Origin of the sequence: Variovorax sp. PBL-H6, assembly GCF_901827155.1 — a bacterium.
Taxonomy (GTDB): Bacteria; Pseudomonadota; Gammaproteobacteria; order Burkholderiales; family Burkholderiaceae_C; genus Variovorax.
This window is the reverse complement of the sequence record NZ_LR594659.1, coordinates 5,836,545-5,851,609: the sequence shown is the minus strand read 5'-3', so window position 1 is coordinate 5,851,609 and position 15,065 is coordinate 5,836,545. Positions and strand designations below refer to the sequence as shown.

15 protein-coding genes are annotated in these 15,065 nt (G+C 66.9%); 14 read left to right on the top strand and 1 reads right to left on the bottom strand.

From position 1 onward, the window contains the following. The first annotated feature begins 125 nt into the window (after positions 1-125). Positions 126-626, top strand: coding sequence for a glycine zipper domain-containing protein (locus G3W89_RS27545; RefSeq protein WP_162577123.1), 501 nt, complete (start codon positions 126-128; stop codon positions 624-626). Between the two features lie 182 nt (positions 627-808). Here G3W89_RS27545 and G3W89_RS27540 read toward each other — a convergent pair whose 3' ends face one another. Then, positions 809-1,717 carry a LysR substrate-binding domain-containing protein gene (locus G3W89_RS27540; protein ID WP_162577122.1) on the bottom strand — a complete coding sequence of 303 codons (909 nt, stop codon included), beginning with the start codon at positions 1,715-1,717 and terminating at the stop codon, positions 809-811. 109 nt (positions 1,718-1,826) lie between these two features. Between G3W89_RS27540 and G3W89_RS27535 the strand changes: the two genes are divergently transcribed. The 13 genes from G3W89_RS27535 to G3W89_RS27475 all read left to right on the top strand — a co-directional run bounded on the left by G3W89_RS27535 (position 1,827) and on the right by G3W89_RS27475 (position 15,032). Beyond that, positions 1,827-2,711 (top strand): dioxygenase family protein, encoded by an 885-nt coding sequence (locus G3W89_RS27535; protein WP_162577121.1) that lies wholly within the window; start codon positions 1,827-1,829, stop codon positions 2,709-2,711. A gap of 39 nt (positions 2,712-2,750) precedes the next feature. Further along, on the top strand, positions 2,751-3,557 hold the full coding sequence (locus tag G3W89_RS27530; protein ID WP_162577120.1) for a citryl-CoA lyase: 807 nt from the start codon (positions 2,751-2,753) through the stop codon (positions 3,555-3,557). Further along, entirely contained in the window at positions 3,554-4,690 is a 1,137-nt protein-coding gene (locus G3W89_RS27525) for a CaiB/BaiF CoA transferase family protein (protein WP_162577119.1), read from the top strand. The genes G3W89_RS27530 and G3W89_RS27525 overlap by 4 nt, the downstream gene beginning before the upstream one ends. Before the next feature lie 26 nt (positions 4,691-4,716). Further along, positions 4,717-5,682, top strand: a complete 966-nt coding sequence (locus G3W89_RS27520) for a Bug family tripartite tricarboxylate transporter substrate binding protein (protein WP_162577118.1) — start codon at positions 4,717-4,719, stop codon at positions 5,680-5,682. Between the two features lie 101 nt (positions 5,683-5,783). After that, positions 5,784-7,001: an amino acid ABC transporter substrate-binding protein gene (locus tag G3W89_RS27515; RefSeq protein WP_162577117.1), complete on the top strand. Its 1,218-nt coding sequence runs from the start codon at positions 5,784-5,786 to the stop codon at positions 6,999-7,001. 165 nt (positions 7,002-7,166) lie between these two features. Continuing rightward, entirely contained in the window at positions 7,167-8,033 is an 867-nt protein-coding gene (locus tag G3W89_RS27510; RefSeq protein ID WP_162577116.1) for a branched-chain amino acid ABC transporter permease, read from the top strand. A 150-nt stretch (positions 8,034-8,183) separates the two neighbouring features. Continuing rightward, positions 8,184-10,040: a branched-chain amino acid ABC transporter ATP-binding protein/permease gene (locus G3W89_RS27505; protein WP_232076774.1), complete on the top strand. Its 1,857-nt coding sequence runs from the start codon at positions 8,184-8,186 to the stop codon at positions 10,038-10,040. Beyond that, a complete protein-coding gene (locus G3W89_RS27500) occupies positions 10,033-10,737 on the top strand; it encodes an ABC transporter ATP-binding protein (protein WP_162577114.1) in 705 nt (234 codons plus the stop codon). Before G3W89_RS27505 ends, G3W89_RS27500 begins: the two co-directional genes overlap by 8 nt. Before the next feature lie 45 nt (positions 10,738-10,782). After that, positions 10,783-11,805, top strand: coding sequence for a uroporphyrinogen decarboxylase family protein (locus G3W89_RS27495; RefSeq protein WP_162577113.1), 1,023 nt, complete (start codon positions 10,783-10,785; stop codon positions 11,803-11,805). A 261-nt stretch (positions 11,806-12,066) separates the two neighbouring features. After that, positions 12,067-12,429 (top strand): hypothetical protein, encoded by a 363-nt coding sequence (locus G3W89_RS27490; RefSeq protein WP_162577112.1) that lies wholly within the window; start codon positions 12,067-12,069, stop codon positions 12,427-12,429. A 488-nt stretch (positions 12,430-12,917) separates the two neighbouring features. Beyond that, complete coding sequence (locus G3W89_RS27485; RefSeq protein WP_162577111.1) at positions 12,918-13,214, top strand: hypothetical protein; 297 nt, start codon at positions 12,918-12,920, stop codon at positions 13,212-13,214. Positions 13,215-13,227: 13 nt separating this feature from the next. Next, the gene (locus G3W89_RS27480; RefSeq protein WP_162577110.1) at positions 13,228-13,950 is read left to right on the top strand and encodes an autoinducer binding domain-containing protein; all 723 of its coding nucleotides are present in this window, start codon (positions 13,228-13,230) and stop codon (positions 13,948-13,950) included. After that, a complete protein-coding gene (locus tag G3W89_RS27475; protein ID WP_162577109.1) occupies positions 13,947-15,032 on the top strand; it encodes a fatty acid desaturase in 1,086 nt (361 codons plus the stop codon). Before G3W89_RS27480 ends, G3W89_RS27475 begins: the two co-directional genes overlap by 4 nt. Positions 15,033-15,065 lie beyond the last annotated feature (33 nt).

The window sequence follows — 15,065 nt, the reverse complement described above, 5'->3', positions numbered from 1 at the left end:
TGTAGGTGTGCGCTGTCGCTGCGCACAGCCCGCACCCTTCACTCTGACGGGACCATCGACGCTGTGCTTCGAGGCATGGCGATTGGAACCTCGGTTCTCCCAGTTTTTCAATCAAGGAGATTTCGATGGCCGAACGGAATGACACCAAAGAAAAGACAGCCGCCACTGGCGTTGGCGCAGTGGTGGGCGGCGCCGCAGGTGGCGTCGCAGGAGGTGCAGCTGCAGGAGCGGCTGTTGGCGGCATGACGGGCCCGGTCGGCGCGGCCGTCGGGGCAGCGGTGGGGGCAGTGGCCGGCGCGATTGCCGGCCGCATGGCCAAGGCCGATCCGGAGGCGGAAGACGCGTACTGGCGCGACAACTACACCGGGCGCCCCTACGTCGAGCAGGGATCGAGCTACGACGACTATTCGCCGGCTTACCGCTATGGCGTCGATGCGCATTCGCGCTACCCCAACCGCAGCTTCGACGAGGTCGAACCGGAATTGGGCCGCGACTGGGGCACGACGCGCGGTCGCTCCTCGCTGGAATGGGAGCGTGCCAAGCACGCGTCGCGCGATGCGTGGCAACGCGTCAGCGACAACGTCGAGCGCGCAATTCCCGGCGACTCGGACCGCGATGGACGCTGAAACGTTGTCGCGTCTTTGAAAGCGGCCCGCAAGGGCCGTTTTCTTTGTCCGGAAGCCTCGACCTTCTTGCCGGATCGGGCTGCTTCCGGCTTGGCTGGCGAAGCCTGCGCACTCGTTCACCGCCGGCAGTGGCGGTGCAGGAAAGCCGGTCGCCATGGCGCTGGACTGGGCCTGCGCCGGGTTCAGCCAGGCCCTTCATGCCGCAGGCTGTTGCCCAGTGCCGTCTTCCGCAGGATCACCGCGAAGGACTGCACCGCCGCCGGCTTGCTCTCCTTCAGCCGCCACAGGATGCCGGGCGTCCTCACCGGCGTGGGACTCTCCAGCGGGATCATCTTCAGCCCCGCCATCGACTCCGGCACGGCGTTGATTGCCACGATCGAGCCGATCATCGTGCGCGCCACCAGCGCCAGCATCGGCGCGACGGTCGACATTTCGGCCACCACGGTCGGCTCGGCCCCGCAGGCTTGGAAGCATTCGTCGAGCATGGTGCGCGTCGAGAAGCTGGACGCCACGAGCACCAGGTCCTGACGGTGCAGCTCCACCATGCGGATGCGCTTGCGCGCCGCAAGCGGATGGGCGGTGGACACGACGAGCACCATCTCCTCGTTGTAGAGCGGCTCGAACCACAGCCCGCTCGGGTCCTGCGGCCGGTAGGAAATGCCGAGGTCGAGCTCGCCGGCCACGAGACGGCTCGCAATCACCTCGGCCGCCAGCTCCTCGACGCTGATGCGCACCGTGGGATGCCGCGCAAGGAACTGCGCGACGCACTCGGGGATGAGGCCGATGTTGAAGGTGTGCGTGGCGCCGATGCGCACCTTGCCGGTGAGATTGCCTGCGCCGGGCTTCAGCAGCGCCACCCCCTGGTCCACCTCCTTCAAGGCGCGAGAGGCAAAGCCACGCAGCAGCTCGCCGGCCTCGGTGGTCACGACCTTCTTGCCGATGCGCTCGAAGAGGGGCTGGCCCAGCTCTTCCTCGAGCTGCTTGATCTGGTGGGACAGGGTCGACTGCGTCACGTGCACGCGCTCGGCGGCCCGGGTGAAGCTGAGGCAATCGGCCAGGGCCACGAAATAGCGTAGATGCCGCATCTCCATGAAAACCCCTGCAAATGATCGATGCCATCGATGATATCCATGGAAATTCATCATTTGCCGCCGCCTGCTGCGCGGCCTATCGTCCGGCCACCTTCAGGAGACAAAGCCCATGGCCGACTACAACCAGGACAGCATTACCCAGGACGTGCTCGACGCCTTCGCGAAGGCACCCGACCCGCGCCTGCGCCAGCTCATGACGGGGCTGGTGAAGCACATCCACGCCTATGCGCGCGAGGTGGACCTGAAGCCCGGGGAATGGCTCGCGGCAATGAAGTTCCTCGAGGCCACGGGGCAGATCTCGACCGACAAGCGCCCGGAGTTCATCCTGCTGTCGGACACGCTGGGGCTGTCGATGATGGTGGTGGCGCTCGAGCAGGCGCGCGCCGGCGGCGGCGCGCAAGGCGCGACCGAGGCGACGGAGGCCACGGTGGAAGGACCGTTCTACTGGGCCGGCGCGCCGGACGCGCCGCTGGGCGCGGACATCCGCGGCAGCGCACGCGGTGAGCCGACCTTCTACATGGGCCGCGTGACCGACGTGCACGGCAAGCCGCTGGAGGGCGCGGTGCTCGACGTGTGGTCGGGCGACGGCGAGGGCAAGTACGACGTGCAGCTGAGCACGGAGCCCACGATGGCGGCGCGCGGGCGCTTCCGCACCGATGCGCAGGGGCGCTATTGGTTCTGGTCGATCCGCCCCGCCTACTACCCCATTCCGGACGACGGGCCGGTGGGGCAGATGATGCACGCCACCGAGCGCAGCATCTTCCGGCCGGGCCACATCCACCTCATGGTCTCGGCGCCGGGCCATGCCTCCCTGACCACGCAGGTCTTCGTCGGCGGCAGCCCGTACATCGACCAGGACGCGGTGTTCGGCAAGCGCGACAGCCTGGTCGTCGACTTCGAGAAGCACGCGCCGGGCAAGGCGGTGGACGGGCGCGAGATGCAGGAGCCCTACTACTCCGCGAGCTTCGACGTCAGGCTTGCACCCGCGGCCTGAATCCTTTTTCCTCGTCTTTCTCTTTTCGCAAGGACCCTCATGAAGATCGGCAAGGCCACCGTGCCGCGCACGGCCATCTGCACCTCGGACGAACACACCATCGTGATTCGCGGGCGCGACCTGTCGAAGGAGCTGATCGGCAAGATCTCCTTCGTCGACCATTTCTTCCTGCTGCTGACGGGACAGATGCCGACCCCCGGCCAGGCCGCCGTGCTGAACGCCACGCTCGTCGCGATTGCCGAGCACGGGCTGGTGCCCAGCGTGCAGGCCGCGCGCATGACCTTTGCCGCGGCGCCCGATGCGATGCAGGGTGCGGTGGCCGCCGGCATCCTCGGCTGCGGCTCCGTGGTGCTCGGCTCGTCGGAGACGGCGGGGCGCATGTACGTGGAGATCGACGCGAAGCTGCAGGCCGGCACCGCGCTGGACGAGGCTGCGCGCTCCGTCATGCAGGCATGGCGCGCGGCCGGGCGTTCCATTCCCGGCTACGGCCATCCGCTGCACAAGGAACGCGACGAGCGCGTGGGTGCGCTGTTCGATGCGGCCAAGGCAGCGGGCACGAGCCTGCGCTTCGTCGAGATCGCCGAAGCCTGCGAGCGGCTGCTGCCCGACCTGCTGGGCAAGCCGCTCAAGCTGAACGTATCGGGCGCCATCCCCTCGGTGCTGCTGGGCGCGGGCTTCCCGGTCGAAGGCCTCAAGGGCGTGCCGATGCTGGCGCGCACCGCGGGGCTCATCGCGCACATGGTGGAGGAAATCCGCCAGCCCATCGGCTTCGCGCTGTCGTACCAGGCGACGCGCGAGATGGAATACGACGGCGTCGTGCCCGCCGGCTTCGGGAAGCACGAATGATCCCTGTGCTGCAAGGCCTCAAGGTCATCGAGCAGGGCACCTTCATCACGGGGCCGGCCGCGGGCATGCTGCTGGGCGACCTGGGGGCCGACGTGATCAAGGTGGAGCAGCCGGGCACGGGCGACCCCTTCCGCGCCTTCAAGAACGGCCTGTACAGCCCGCACTACCAGACCTACAACCGCAACAAGCGCAGCATCACGCTGGACACCAAGAGCGGCGAAGACCGCGAGGTGCTCGACGCGCTGATCGCCGATGCCGATGTGTACATCCAGAACTTCCGTCCCGGCGTGGCCGAGAAGCTGGGCGTCGGCGCCGAGCGGCTGCAGTCACTGAACCCGAAACTGGTCTACGTGGCGATCAGCGGGTTCGGCTCGACCGGCCCGGCGGCCAACCGGCCCGCCTACGACACGGTGGCGCAGGCGGCGAGCGGTTTCCTCAACCTGCTGGTGAACCCCGAGAACCCGCGCGTCGTGGGGCCGGCCATCGCCGATTCGCTGACCGGCTTCTATGCCGCCTACGGCGTGCTCGGCGCGCTGTACGAGCGCAGCCGCACCGGCATCGGCCGGAAGGTCGAGGTGTCGATGCTGGAGGCGATGGCGCATTTCAACCTCGATGCCTTCACGCACTTCTTCCAGGTCGACGAGGTGATGGGGCCGTACAGCCGGCCGAGCGTGTCGCAGTCGTACGTGCTGCGCTGTGCGGACGACAAGTGGATCGCGCTGCACATGTCGTCGCCGGAGAAGTTCTGGCGCGGGCTGGCGGTGGCCATCGAGCAGCCCGACATCTTCGAGGACCCGCGCTTCGCGACCCGCGACGCGCGCATCGAGAACCAGGAGGCGCTGATCGCGCTGCTGGGCGCGCGTTTCGCCACGCAGCCGCGCGACGAATGGTGCGCCCGCCTGCAGCGCGAGGACGTGCCCAACGCACCGATGTACGACACCAGCGAGGCGCTGGAAGACCCGCAGGCCAAGCACCTGCAGTTGATGACCTCGGCCGAGCATCCGGTGATGGGGCTCTTTCGCACCGTGCGTTCGCCGGTGAGCTTCGACGGTGAGCGCGCGCTGCAGGTACGGCCGCCGCCGATGCTGGGCGAACACAACGACGAGATCCGCGCGGCACTGAAGCGCAAGTAGATAGATAGAGAAAACGGAGACTAGCGATGACTTTCAGGACAACGATGCGCACGCTGCTCGCCGCGGGCGTGCTGCTCGCGGCTGCGGCAACGCAGGCCCAGGACAAGGGCCCGATCAAGATGGTCGTGCCCTTCGGCGCCGGCACCACCACCGACACGGTGGCGCGCGTAGTCGGCGAGGCGCTGGGCAAGGCACTGCAACAGCCCGTGATCGTCGACAACCGTGCAGGCGCGGGCGGCTCGACCGGCAGCGACCTGGTTGCCAAGTCGCCGCCCGACGGACGCACGCTGGTGATGGGCACGGTGGGCACGCATGCGATCAACGCCGCGCTCTTCAGCAAGTTGCCCTACGACCCGATGCGCGACTTCGCGCCGGTGGCCTTCATCGGCTACACGCCGACGCTGCTGGTGGTGGCGGCGGATTCGCCGATCAAGTCGCTCAAGGACCTGGCGCAGGCGGCGGCCAAGCCGCAGGGCGTGACCTTCGCCTCGGCGGGCAACGGCACCTCGGGCCATCTTGCGGGCGAGCTGCTGGCGCAGCGCTTGGGCGGCAAGATGATCCACGTGCCTTTCAAGGAAGGCGCAATGGCGTTGACGGGCGTCATCGCGTCCCAGGTGGACTTCATGTTCTATCACCCGGCCGCGGTGATGCCGCAGGTCAAGGCCGGCAAGCTGCGCGCGCTGGCTGCCAGCGGCGCGGTGCGCAGCGCGGCGGCGCCGGACGTGCCGACGGTGATGGAGCAGGGCATTGCCGACTTCGACCTCGTCGCCTGGTTCATGTTGTACGCGCCTGTCGCCACGCCGGCCGCCACGCTGGCGCAGTTGCGCACGGCCGGCGCCACGGCGCTCGCACAGCCCGAGGTGATGAGCAAGCTGCGCGAACAAGGCATCGAGTCGCGTCCGATGAAAGCCGAGGAGATGCAGCCCTTCAACAAGGCCGAGCTGGGCAAGTGGGCCGGGCTCGTGAAGCGCTCGGGCGCGCAGGTGGATTAGCTCGGGGGCAACACCAGCGGCCCGGCAAAGCCGGTTCCGCGGTGTTCCCCGATCAGTCATTCGTTGGCAGTGGACAAACAACTAACCAGGAGACGAGGACCATGAAAACGCAGCAGAACCTTCGAGGCATCGGGCGGCGCGCCGCCGTGGGGGCCATCGCGCTGGCCGCGGCCGGCTTTGCGCTGGCACAGCAGCCCACGGGTGCGCCGATCCGGATCGGCAGCACGCTGGCGCTCACCGGGCCGCTCTCGGCCACGGCGCAGATCCACAAGGTGGTGGGCGAGATCTACGTCGAGCAGCTCAACAAGCGCGGCGGCCTGCTCGGCCGGCCGGTGGAGTGGGTGGTCAAGGACGACCAGTCCAAGCCCGACCTGGCACGCACGCTGTACGAGCAACTGGTGACCGCCGACAAGGTCGACCTGCTGATGGGCCCCTACGCGACCGGCGCCATCCTGTCCGCCATGGGCGTGGCGCAGCGCTACAACAAGGTGCTCGTGCACCACACGCTGGGCATCCCCTCGCTGGCCAAGTACGACATGCAGTTCCCGGCCTGGTCGATCGGCTCCGACCCCGCCACCACGGTGCCCAACACGCTCTTCGATGCGCTCGCGGCCTCGCCCAAGCCGCCGAAGACGGTGGCGGTGGTCACCAGCAAGTTCCCGTCGATCCAGTTCATGAGCGCAGGCGCGCGCGAGGTGATCAAGAAGCGCGGCCTGACCGAGGTGCTGTTCCTCGAATGGGACTTCGGCAACCGCGACTTCGGGCCGATCGCCAATCGCGTGAAGGATGCGAAGCCCGACTTCGTGTGGGTCGGCGCCATCGGCCTCGAGGGCAACCTGCTGCTCGACGCGATGAAGAAGATCGACTATTCGCCGCCGCAGCACTTCTACCTGTACCCGGCGCCGGGGCCGCTGCTCGTGCTGCCCGAGGCGAAGAACGCGCTCTCCGCCACCATCTTCGAGGCGCAGCCGCCCTTCACCTCCAACAAGGGCGCGGCGGAGTTCGTGAAGCTCTACTCCGAGCGCGCCACCAAGGCCGGCTTCTCCGACACCTCGGTCGAGACGCAGGCCGCGGCCTCCTACACCGCGTGGCAGATCCTGGAAGCGGGCGTGGTCAACACCAAGAGCCTGGACGACAAGGCCATCGGCACCTGGCTCAAGGCCAACAAGGTCGACACGCTGCAGGGCAAGCTGCGCTTCGACGGCACGGGCAATTTCGGCGACGACCTGATGCGCATCAAGCAGATCCAGAACGGAAAGTGGGTGGTGGTGTGGCCGAAGGAAGTGACCGCGGGCGACGCCAAACTCATCGCGCCCTGACATGAACGTGCCCCCACGCTCACTTCGTTCGCTGCCCCCCGAGGGGGCGCGTCAGCCCCTTGGGGCGGCCCGGCGGTGCTGACATGATCATGCCCCCACGCTCACTTCGTTCGCTGCCCCCCGAGGGGGTGCGTCAGCCCCTTGGGGCGGCCCGGCGGTGCTGACATGAGCGGCTTCACGCTGCCCAGCATCTCGCTGCTGTCCCAGTCCATCCTGTCCGGCATCTTCGTCGGTGCGCTCTACGGGCTGATGGGCCTGGGCCTCAGCCTCAGCTGGGGCCTGCTGCGCCTGATCAACCTGGCGCATTTCGCCTTCGCCTTCCTCGCGGCCTACCTGTGCTACCAGATGGCCACGATGGGCATGGACCCGCTGCTGACGCTGTTCGTCATCGTGCCGCTGTTCTTCGCGCTCGGGGCGGGCCTGCACTGGGTCATGGCGCGCTTCGCGGTGACGCCCTTCAATTCGCTGCTGCTGACCTTCGGGCTGACGGGCATCGCCGAGAGCGTCATGCAGTCGATCTGGACGGCAGACTTCCGCAAGCTCGAGTCGCACTACGGGGAGCAGAAGTTCAAGCTCGCCGGCCTCTACATCCCGGTCCCGGAGTTGATCACGCTGGTTGTCGCGGTGGGGCTCGCCTTCGCGGTGTGGGGCGTGCTGCGCTACACCGACCTGGGCCGCGCCTTGCGCGCGGCGGCGCAGGACGGGCCGGTCGCCGCGGCCTTCGGGGTGAACGAGAAGGCGCTGGGGCTGCTGCTCGCCGGCACCTGCGCGGCGCTTGCGAGCATTGCGGGCGTGTGCCTGGCGCTGAGCTTCACGCTCACGCCTTCGCAGATGTACGCCTGGATCGGCGTGGTGTTCGCCGCCGTGATGCTGGGCGGCCTGGGCAGCGCGCTCGGGCCGCTGGTCGCCGGGGTGCTGATCGGCGTGAGCGAGGCGGTGACGATGGCGGTGACGGCGCCTTCGTGGGCGCCGATCGTGTCGTTCACGCTCCTCATCGTGATTCTTCTGTTCAGGCCGGGAAAGAGTGTGTAGATGAAGCAGCAGAGCATCGGATTGGGTCCCCTCTCCCTCTGGGAGAGGGTCAGGGTGAGGGCGCGCGCCGTATCAACCAGCGCAGACCCGTCCACCGCCCGGCGCCCTCACCCCCGCCCTCTCCCGGAGGGAGGGGGAGCAAGAGGGGCGGTGCGCGCGGTCGCGCCGCCCGCCCGAAGGAAGCTGACTCCGCTCCTGATCGTCGCCGCAGGCATCGCCCTCGCCTTCGTCCCTCGACTCGGCCTGCCCGCCTTCTACGACTCGCTGCTCTACCTCATGCTCCACTGGGTGGTGCTCGCGACCTCGTGGAACATCCTCTCGGGCTATTCCGGCTACTTCTCCTTCGGCCACGGCGCCTTCTTCGGCGCGGGCATCTACACCAGCGCCAACCTGATGGCGCGCTACGACTGGCCCTTTCTCTGGACCTTGCCCGCGGCGGCGGGCGTGGCGATGGTGCTGGGCGTCGCGCTGGGCGCGATCGTGTTCCGCGTGAAGGGCGTGCGCGGCGAACTCTTCGCGCTGCTGACGCTGGCGATCACCTTCGTGATCGGCACCATCGTGGTCAACACGCCGCTGGACGGCGGCAACGGCGTGTCGCTCGCGGCGGTGGCGGTGCCGAAGATCGGGCCCACGGCCTCGTCCACCTTCTACCTGCTGGCACTGGCCGCAGCGGTCGCGACGCTGCTGATCGCCTGGGGCATCCAGGTCTCGAAGTTCGGCGCCGGGCTGTTCGCCATCCACGACGACGAGGAAGCGGCCGAGGTGCTGGGCGTGCCGACCTACCGCTACAAGCTGACGGCCCTGGCCGTGTCCTGCGCACTGGCGGGCGTGGCGGGTGGCATCCATGCGCTGTTCCTGTCGTACGTGACGGCGGGCGAGGTGTTCACCATCGCGGTGCCGCTCACGGTGGTGCTGATGAGCGTGCTCGGCGGCACGCGGCACTGGGCCGGGCCGGCCATCGGCGCGGGGGCGATCACGGGTCTGCTCTACAGCTTTACCGCGGCGGACCATGCGGTGGCGGGCAAGGCACTGATCGGCGTGATCCTGATCGCGGCGATCCTCTTCATGCCCGACGGCATCCTCGAGCGGGTGAAGCGGCTGTGGCGCCGCGCCCCGGCTGCGCCTGGCTTGCTCCCTCTCCCTCCGGGAGAGGGCGGGGGTGAGGGCGCCGGGCGCTTGGAGAGGCGCGGCGATGGGACAGGCCCGGTGCCCTCGCCCCAACCCGCTCCCGGAGGGAGAGGGGGCAAGTCAACGGCAGCGAGCGCGGGTGCGCCCGGCGAGGTGCTGCTGCGTGTCAAGGGGCTCGCCAAGTCCTTCAAGGGCGTGCGTGCGCTGGCCGGCGTGGACGTCGAGGTGCGTCGTGGCGAGATCCTCGGCCTGCTGGGACCGAACGGCTCGGGCAAGTCCACCTTCATCAACGTCGTCAGCGGGCACTACACGCCGACCGCGGGGCACATCGAGTTCGAGGGGCGCAGCCTCAACGGCCTGCCGGCACACCGCATCGCGGGCAGCGGCATTGCGCGCACCTACCAGATCCCCCGCCCCTTCGGCCACCTGAGCGTGCTGCAGAACGTGGCCATTGCCACGATGTTCGGCGGCGCCGTGCGCGACCCGGCGGACGCCAACCGCCAGGCGATGCGCTGGCTGGAGTTCACAGGCCTGGAAGCCAGGCGCGATGCCAGGCCCGAAGACCTGAACCTGCACCAGCGCAAGTTCTTGGAGCTGGCCCGCGCGCTGGCCTCGCGCCCGCGGCTGGTACTGCTCGACGAGGTGCTGTGCGGACTCACGCCCGGCGAGATCGATGACGCCGTGGCGCTGATCCGGCGCATCCGTGAGCAAGGCTCCACCATCGTCTTCGTCGAGCACGTGATGCGCGCGGTGATGGCGCTGACGGACCGCATCGTCGTCTTCAACCACGGCGAGCTGCTGGCCGAGGGTGCGGCGCGCGAGGTGATGCAGCGGCCCGAAGTGATGAGCGCCTATCTCGGAAAGGCCGCCCATGCTTGAAGTGCACGACCTGCAGGTGGCCTACGGCGCGGCCAACGCGCTGTGGGGCGTGTCGCTGGAGTTGCGCCGCGGCGAGCTGCTGTGCGTGGTCGGGCCCAACGGAGCGGGCAAGACCACGTTGATCGCCACGCTCGCCGGCATGCTGCGCGCGCGCAGCGGGCGCATCGTCTTCGACGGGCAGGACATCACGCGGCTGGCGGCGCACCGCTTTTGCGAAGCCGGCATCGCGCTGGTGCCGGAAGGACGGCGCCTCTTCACCGGCATGACGGTGCAGGAGAACCTCGAGCTCGGCAGCCTGTTGCCGCAGGCCAAGGCGCAGCGGCAGCAGACGATGGCGCAGGTGCTGGACCTGTTCCCGGCACTTAAGGAGAAGCTCGCGAGTCCGGCGGGTGAGCTCTCGGGCGGCCAGCAGCAGATGGTGGCCATCGCCCGCGCGCTGATGGCGCGCCCGCGCGTGTTGCTGCTGGACGAGCCCTCGCTGGGCCTGTCGCCGCGCATCGTGGGCGACATGTTCGCGGCCATCCGGCGCATCAACGCCGACGGCGTGTCGGTACTGCTGGTGGAGCAGAACGTCGCGATGGCGATGGAAGTGTCGCAGCGCGCCTATGTGCTGGAGGAAGGCCGCATGGTGGCCGAAGGGCTGCCGCAGGAGCTGCTGGCGCGGCCCGAGATCCAGCGCGTGTACCTCGGCGTCTGAGCCTCCGTTCGAATCATCCGTTCACCTTTTTTCCTGGAGAAGCCCATGCTGTTCCCCACCACCATCGTCGGCAGCTTTCCGCAGCCGGACTGGCTGATCGACCGCGCCAAGCTGGCGGGCCGCTTCCCGCCGCGGGTGCGCGCGCGCGAGCTGTGGCGCATTCCGCCGCAGTACCTGGAGGAAGCGCAGAACGACGCCACGCTCATGGCCATCCGCTCGCAGGAAGAGGCCGGGCTCGACATCGTGAGCGACGGCGAGATCCGGCGCGAGAGCTATTCGAACCGCTTCGCGACGGCCCTCGACGGCGTGGACCTGGACAACCCCGGAACGGCACTGGACCGCTCGGGACACCCCAATCCGGTGCCGCGCATCGTCGGCCGCATCCGCCGCCGGCACGCGGTGGAGGTGGACGACCTGAAGTTCCTGCGTGCCCACACCGACCGCCAGGTGAAGATCACCGTGCCGGGCCCCTTCACCATGCTGCAGCAGGCGCAGAACGATTTCTACAAGACCGAGGAAGAGGCGGCCATGGACTATGCGGAGGCGGTGAACGCGGAGATCCGCGACCTGTTCGCCGCCGGTGCCGACGTGGTGCAGATCGACGAGCCCTACATGCAGGCGCGGCCCGAGAAGGCGCGGCAGTACGGGCTGGCGGCGCTGAACCGCGCGCTCGACGGGATCACCGGTACGACCGCGGTCCACATCTGCTTCGGCTACGCCGCGATCATCCACGAGCGGCCGAGCGGCTATTCCTTCTTGCCCGAGCTGGCCCAATGCAGCTGCAGGCAGGTGTCGATCGAGACCGCGCAATCGCACCTGGACTGCTCGGCACTGGCGGCGCTGGACGGCAAGCGGGTGATGGTGGGGTGCATCGACCTGTCGACGCCGGAGGTGGAGTCGGTCGACACCATCGTCGAACGCATCCGGCGTGCGCTGCCCTACGTGAAGCCGGAGAACGTGATCCTGGCGCCGGACTGCGGCATGAAGTACCTGCCGCGGGAGTCGGCTACGGCCAAGTTGCGGGCGATGGTGGAGGCCGCCAAGGTGCTGCGCAACGAGCACGCGTGACTTGCTCCCCCCTGCGGGGGAGGGCTGGGGTGGGAGCACCGGACCGGCACGCCTTGCATGCCGCGCGCTCCTGCGGCGGTCCCTTCGCTCTTCATGACGAAAGCGATGGATTCATGTCAGATTGCCGTGCCGATCTGACGCCCGTCCAGCGCTGCCGACCCCTATCGTTCCTGGCATGGCGACTTCCTGTCGTCGCATGAGAAAGGCAACGATATGCTGTTCAAGAGCAGGCCGAGACGAATGGCGAACGCGAGACGACCCATGGCCGCTTTCGGCAAGGAGTTGACGCGCGCTCCGGCGAAGCGCGGGCCGTCAGCGGAGCACGCCGACTACGCGCGCGAGTTCGAGGCTTATCTCGAAAGCACCATTCGCCAACATATCAACTATCTCTCCCGGGTGTCGCTGACGTCCGGGCGCCTGCAGCGGGAGATCGCTGAATTGGCCAGCATCTTCCCGGACTCCAGCAGGCTCACGGACTTTGCATGCGAAGAATGCGGCAAACCGCTCGTTCATCATCTGAGGCACGGCGCAGACGGCGACGACTTCTTCGGCTGCTCGGGCTGCTTGGACGGTTGCATGAGCCTGTACGACAACTTGGACGGCAGGCCCATTCGTAGCGCGTAAAAAACGATCGGACACGTCGCAGGTGGTCTTGCGCTGTTGCGGTGACCTTAACCCGGCTCGCGAAATCTCTCTAAATGTCGCGAATTCCATCTTCGAGCGTCAGACTTCTCTAGCATTTGCCACCTCACGCGCGGCTCGGCCTGCGGAGAGGAGCGGCCCGTTCTTTCAGACAGGGGGTCGCCTCGAATAAAAACCTTGCCCCAGGGAGTGGCGCAGGCATCGCCATGCGCCGACCAAGAGAATGAAAATCCTTTGTCCTCATTGCGATCATGCAGAGGCCGATGTCTTCGAGCTGATCGAAGTCAACGAGTTGCACGATGATCTTGTCTGCGCCCACTGCAAACTAGCTTTCGTGGCATGTGTCCGGAACTGCATCCGCTGTGATTTCGAGCAGGCGCTTACGTGGCGCACCGATTCAGTACCAGAAGCCATTGCCGCACTGCCATGCGGGCAATGTGGTCACATCGAATCGCAACCGGATGCACTGGATGAACTCTAGGCCCTTCCTCATCGCCTCCCTCGATGGCGGGAAACTCGAATTCGAAGTAGTCCGCCTGCAATGCGGTGGAGGGCTTGGCATCGTGCGCAGACTCGAGGTGATCGGCGTCGGCCTGTACGAGATGAACGTTGTGTTCGACAACCGGGGCGCATTCCTGGACTGGATCGAGTTCGATGAGTATCGACACCACGCACCAGGACTGATGGCCTTCGTCAAGAACCGGTTCGACGAGTTGTACTACTCGCCAGAGGGCAACCATGAGAAGAAGCCTTGCGGCGATAGTTAGCGATCCGGGCTTCATGCGTGAGCTCAACGATGCCATCAACCAGATCCCGCATCGAGCCCATGCCGCGGAGGTCACCGCGATCGTCAAATGGGTCGCCGGGAGGCTGGGATGCAATGGGGCCGTGTTCTCATCGTTCATCCAGGGCGAGGAGGATTTTGAGAGCTATCGGTACATCGTCGCCTGCGCTGCGAGCTGGTGCAATCTCTATATGGAGCAGCGCTGGTTCGCGATCGATCCTTTCCTCATCTATGCACAACAACACACCGAGCCGGCGGTCGGTAACGAGATTCCGCTTCGAACGGAGGGGCAGCGGCTCTTTCGACTACGCGCGCGAGAGACAGGCTTCAACAGCATTGCCGTGGTTCCCTGCCACACGGCAGCTGGGCGTTCTCGGATGGGAGTGCTCTACCTGACCAGTGACGATCCTGACTACTTCACCCACGAGACGATCGCGCTGGCGAAGATGTGTCTTCGATCGATTGCCGCGGAACTGCTGGAATGGTGGTCGCGAAAGATCCGCCGAGAGCTTCTGCGCGACCTGAGCATCCGGGACGATGAACTCCGTCTGCTTCGGCTCGCTCACCAGGGCTTTGGATCGAAGGAGATCGCGCGGCTGTTCGACACCAAGCCGGCCATCATTGACCAGAGATTCGCGCGGCTTTCCCTGAAGCTCAATGTGCCATCGCGCGCCATGGCCGCCAAGCTCGCCCATGAGAGCGGGTTGTTCGACGAATGACCACGCCTGTTTCGCTCAGGGCGGCTGGGCATCTGCTCGCGCTTTCGCCCATGATCCTGCTGGTTGCAGGCGTCGTCTTGGGGGCACCGTGGTTTGTCTTCGCATTCTTCTTCGGCGTCCTGCCGATCGTCCGCATGCTCCTGCCGGACGATCGCGCCGATCCTGGGGATATCGGTCGAATCCCCCGAGCACAGTTCGTCTTCCTGCAGACCATCCCATTGGTGCATGTGTTCTTGTGGGCCTTGGTCCTGCCATGGGCGATGTTCGTGGCTGCGCAGCTGCGCCTTGGGCAACTGGCGTGCTTTGCCCTGTCGTTCTGGGTTGTCACCTCGTTGAACCTGACCGTCGCGCATGAACTACTGCATCGACCCGCCCGATGGCAGCGGGTGGCGGCAAGACTTCTTGCGGGAAGCATCGGCTACTTCCAGATGTTGGAAGAGCACAGGTCGCATCACGTCCACGTGGGAGGTCGCGACAACGGCGACAGTCCGGAGATCGAGGAGTCCGTCTTCGCCTATGCCGTGAAGAGATACGTCAGATCGTTCCGGGTGGCGCAGGAATGGGAATGGCTGGACCAGCTCCGGTGCGGACGGGCGCGTTGGAACAACAGGATCGCCTGGACTGCGCTGGTCACGACAACGGTCATGGCGGGTTTCGGCCTCGTCGCGGGGTGGCGAGGCGTCGTGTTCCATGGCTTGGTGATTCTCGGGACGGGATTCACCATGCAGGCGATCACCTACATTCAGCATTGGGGTCTGACGGACCGGCTCGCACCGCACTTGAGAACCGTGGGTTACTCATGGGAAGACAGATGCGTGATGCAAGCATGGGTGACGCTGAATCATGCGTACCACGGACATCATCACGTCCGCCCCTCGCTTCCCTACTTCCGGCTCGGCGGCTTCGCGAACAGCCCGCGCCTTCCCGCCTCCTATCCCGTGATGTTGTTGATGGCGATGATTCCGCCATTGTTCAAGCGGACGATGCGCCGCCGTCTCGACGCATGGATCGCGGCAGAAGGCACCAGTCAGCCTCGGGCCGAGCGGCCATGTGCGAACCTGGGCGAGTTCTTCAGGCCCTGAGCAGTCGGCAGCGGTTCCAAGTCGCAGCGTTGC

What these genes read in the sequence shown, in the direction of transcription:
- G3W89_RS27475 (WP_162577109.1), top strand. Translation starts at nt 13,947, where the DNA reads ATGACCACGCCTGTTTCGCTCAGGGCGGCTGGGCATCTGCTCGCGCTT.
- G3W89_RS27520 (WP_162577118.1), top strand. Translation starts at nt 4,717, where the DNA reads ATGACTTTCAGGACAACGATGCGCACGCTGCTCGCCGCGGGCGTGCTG.
- G3W89_RS27510 (WP_162577116.1), top strand. Translation starts at nt 7,167, where the DNA reads ATGAGCGGCTTCACGCTGCCCAGCATCTCGCTGCTGTCCCAGTCCATC.
- G3W89_RS27495 (WP_162577113.1), top strand. Translation starts at nt 10,783, where the DNA reads ATGCTGTTCCCCACCACCATCGTCGGCAGCTTTCCGCAGCCGGACTGG.
- G3W89_RS27500 (WP_162577114.1), top strand. Translation starts at nt 10,033, where the DNA reads ATGCTTGAAGTGCACGACCTGCAGGTGGCCTACGGCGCGGCCAACGCG.
- G3W89_RS27490 (WP_162577112.1), top strand. Translation starts at nt 12,067, where the DNA reads ATGGCCGCTTTCGGCAAGGAGTTGACGCGCGCTCCGGCGAAGCGCGGG.
- G3W89_RS27525 (WP_162577119.1), top strand. Translation starts at nt 3,554, where the DNA reads ATGATCCCTGTGCTGCAAGGCCTCAAGGTCATCGAGCAGGGCACCTTC.
- G3W89_RS27480 (WP_162577110.1), top strand. Translation starts at nt 13,228, where the DNA reads ATGCGTGAGCTCAACGATGCCATCAACCAGATCCCGCATCGAGCCCAT.
- G3W89_RS27530 (WP_162577120.1), top strand. Translation starts at nt 2,751, where the DNA reads ATGAAGATCGGCAAGGCCACCGTGCCGCGCACGGCCATCTGCACCTCG.
- G3W89_RS27545 (WP_162577123.1), top strand. Translation starts at nt 126, where the DNA reads ATGGCCGAACGGAATGACACCAAAGAAAAGACAGCCGCCACTGGCGTT.
- G3W89_RS27485 (WP_162577111.1), top strand. Translation starts at nt 12,918, where the DNA reads ATGAACTCTAGGCCCTTCCTCATCGCCTCCCTCGATGGCGGGAAACTC.
- G3W89_RS27535 (WP_162577121.1), top strand. Translation starts at nt 1,827, where the DNA reads ATGGCCGACTACAACCAGGACAGCATTACCCAGGACGTGCTCGACGCC.
- G3W89_RS27540 (WP_162577122.1), bottom strand. Translation starts at nt 1,717, where the DNA reads ATGGAGATGCGGCATCTACGCTATTTCGTGGCCCTGGCCGATTGCCTC.
- G3W89_RS27515 (WP_162577117.1), top strand. Translation starts at nt 5,784, where the DNA reads ATGAAAACGCAGCAGAACCTTCGAGGCATCGGGCGGCGCGCCGCCGTG.